The organism is Peribacillus sp. SIMBA_075, assembly GCF_046534585.1.
Genome location: NZ_JAWRYN010001329.1, coordinates 1 through 246, shown reverse-complemented (window position 1 = coordinate 246; position 246 = coordinate 1). Strand labels below are relative to the sequence as shown.

Annotated in this window: 1 pseudogene; it reads right to left on the bottom strand. The window is 33.7% G+C overall.

The features are described 5' to 3' along the window. Positions 1 to 246: pseudogene (locus tag SB775_RS32660) on the bottom strand (DUF418 domain-containing protein); the annotation flags it as partial.

Sequence of the window (246 nt, the reverse complement as noted above, 5' to 3'; positions counted from 1 at the left end):
TTTTTTTCCTACGTACATACCGATTAAGAAGAGTGGAGATAGGAAAATGAGTGTGAAAAGTGTTATAAAGGTTAATCCGAAGAAACCGTCAATGCCTATATATGCGAAAGGATTTTCAGTTAACCTAAAGTTGACATGATCCATATAGCTTCCAGTCTCATGAACTTTATGTTCTTTTTCAATATAAGGAGCAAAATCAGTAACATTTGTATTTGGGTCAGTTGAATAAGTCATAAGTGTAAGGAG